This is a genomic window from Roseiarcus sp., from assembly GCF_052145395.1.
GTDB lineage: Bacteria > Pseudomonadota > Alphaproteobacteria > Rhizobiales > Beijerinckiaceae > Roseiarcus.
Window position 1 is genome coordinate 1 of sequence record NZ_JBKQOT010000446.1, and the last position, 2,588, is coordinate 2,588.

Here is a 2,588-nt window from a genome sequence, read left to right on the forward strand (position 1 = left end):
GCGCGCCTAGTCCCGCGGTTACAGCCGTCGCGATCGCACCCCAGAACCCGACCCGCAGGGCGGGTTGGATCAACGTCGCGCCGCCTAACCACCCGCAAAGCGCGCCGAGCTCGACGAGGAAGACCAGCGTTGCGATCGAAACGGCCGCGATGAGCGTCTCCTGTGTGCCGGGACACGGCTTGGGGATTTCGATCGCCATCAAGCTGGCATCGGTCAACAAGGGTTCGATTCGGCTGGAGCGATCGAACCTCGGCGGCGTCGCTGCCATCATCATCTTGCCAAGCTAGCGGCTGCTTCGCCGGCACAGCGCCGACGTCGACATCGATCCCTAAAGGCCGGAAAGGGTCGCGTGAAGCTATTCTCCGCGCCAACTTTTTCACCGCTTCAGCAGCTCCCTCGCCGCCTGCTCAACGACACATGGCGCGGCCCCACGAGTGTGACATCTGCGACGCGCCTAACCCGACTGACCCTTCGCATCGAGCACGCCGTTGTGGGCGAGCGACAGCATGCCGCCCGAGACGTCCTTCGCCTTGAACCCATTCTGGAGAAGAATTCGCGTCGCGATATAGGCGCGCTGGCCGGAGCCGCTGGCGCAACTGCCCGATCGGGATGTTGACCGCTCCCGAATGAGCCTCGACCGCAAGCTCGAACGGCTCGCGCACGTCGAGGACGAACGCGCCGCCGATCGAATCCCAATGGCTTAGCGGCATGTCGCCGCGAAGAACGTCTGCGGCCACCATCCCGGCGAAATTGACCGGATCGTTGGCGCTGCCAAACTGCGGCGCATAGCAGAGTTCGGCTTCCTCGAGGTCGTAGACCGTCGCGCCCATCTGGAGCGCCATCGCCAGCGCGCTGATCCGCTTGTCGACGTTGTCCTCGCCGAGCGCCAGGGCGCCGAGCAGCCGTCCGTCCGACTTGCGGAAGAGCACCTTCATCGCAATCGGCTTCGCGCCGGGGTAATAGCCCGCGTGCGAATTCGGGTAGAGGTAGATCTTCTCGTAGTCCGTGTCGCCGATCCGGTTCAGCGTCTTCTCGCTGGCGCCGGTCCAGGCGGCCGAGGCGCCGAAGAGGCCGATGATCGACGTGCCCTGACTGCCGCGGAAGCGGGAGTTGCCCCCCGCGATCACGTCGGCTGCGATGCGGCCCTGACGGTCCGCGGGGCCCGCGAGCGCGATCAGCGCCCATTGGCCGGTGACGGCATCCTTGGCCTCGACCGCGTCGCCGACGGCGACGATGTCGGGGTTGGTGGTGCGCATCTGGTCGTCGACCCGGATGCCGCCGCGCTCGCCGATCGTCAGCCCCGCCATCTTCGCCAGCGTCGTGTCGGGGCGCACGCCGAGCGACAGGATCACGACGTCGGCCGGATGGACCTTCCCGGATTTGGTTTCGACGTCGATGGCGCCGCCCGCGGCCTGCTTGAACGCGGCCACGCCGTCATTGAGCGCGAGGCGTATGCCATGCCGCTCGACAAAGCCCTCGACAATGCGAGCCATTTCGCGGTCGAGCGGCGCCAGCACCTGATCGAGCATCTCGACCAGCGTGACGTCGAAGCCGCGATGGACGAGGTTTTCCGCCGTTTCGAGGCCGATGAACCCGCCGCCGACGACGACCGCGCGGGTCTTGGGCCTCACCCGTCTGGAAGCCCGAGTCGGTCAGGCGATTGACGCGTTCATTAGCGGAAGCTTGACGAGGTTCTCGCCGGAATCGAGTTGCGCCAGCCTCGATGAAGGCGAATGCCACGGTTAGCGCGTGAAGAATTCTGATCGAACCGCGCCGAGAACCCTCATCCGGCCGCTCGGTCGCTTGCGCGTCGGATTGTTGGGGATGACAGGCACAGTGCCTCGCTTGGCAAGAAAGCTCCGCAGCCCGTCGCTGTCATAGCGGTGTCGCCTGCCAAGCGGCGGCCCGGAGGGACCGCGCTGATCAGCGCCGTCGCAACGCGAACGTCGCCCAGCTGGCCGGGCGTTACTTCGAGGGCGATAGGGCGTCCGCGGGAATCGACGATCGCATGGATTTTCGTGGTGCGACCGCCGCACGAGCGCTGACGCGGCGCAGGCGCGCCGCCGCGGCGGCGCGGCCGGCGACGCCCCGATGATGACGATTTTCATGATTCTCTCTTGTTTTGCGAAATGCGCCCGACATTCGGTAGTTCACATATTAACATTTTAGAATTCATTCGCCATGAGATGAATGGTCGCACCAGAGCGGCCTCTGCCACAAGCCGAACGGTGGGAAGCGCGTCGGTCGTTGGCGATGCAGCGTCCTCGCCGCCCGGATTCAGATCGTCTGTCGATTGCCGAGATCGCCAACCAATGCGACTTCTTGGACGTTTCGCGCTTTCGCCCGCGTTTCCGCGCGCAGTTCGGCGAAACGACGTCCCTTGTGCGAAGGTTAAGACGAGTTCAGACAAGAGCAAGGTTGGAGCGCCGCACGCGATGCGACCGTCCATGTTCCCAGGAGGAGCGCTTTTGCGAACGCCGACGGTCGACAACGAGGGCCATCTCGTGAGCCCGAGCGAATGGACCGAAGACTGGGCGCGCGAAACCGCCGAGACGATGGGCGTCGCCCTGACGGTCGAGCACTGGGAG

At 65.4% G+C, this 2,588-nt stretch carries 3 protein-coding genes and 1 pseudogene; 1 reads left to right on the forward strand and 3 read right to left on the reverse strand.

Annotation, left to right across the window (positions count from 1 at the left end; translation table 11 throughout):
- The 3 genes and pseudogenes from ACLP25_RS15115 to ACLP25_RS15125 form a co-directional block, all read right to left on the reverse strand.
- Positions 1-217, reverse strand: a 217-nt coding sequence (locus ACLP25_RS15115) for a VIT1/CCC1 transporter family protein (RefSeq protein WP_442470010.1), incomplete at its 3' end; no start/stop codon positions are given.
- 190 nt (positions 218-407) lie between these two features.
- Entirely contained in the window at positions 408-1,631 is a 1,224-nt protein-coding gene (locus ACLP25_RS15120; RefSeq protein ID WP_442470011.1) for an FAD-dependent oxidoreductase, read from the reverse strand.
- A gap of 152 nt (positions 1,632-1,783) precedes the next feature.
- Positions 1,784-2,035: pseudogene (locus tag ACLP25_RS15125) on the reverse strand (transposase); the annotation flags it as partial.
- Positions 2,036-2,447: 412 nt separating this feature from the next.
- On the opposite strand from ACLP25_RS15125, the gene ACLP25_RS15130 reads away from it, so the two are divergent.
- A partial coding sequence (locus tag ACLP25_RS15130; protein WP_442470012.1) for a TusE/DsrC/DsvC family sulfur relay protein occupies positions 2,448-2,588 on the forward strand: 141 nt, incomplete at its 3' end.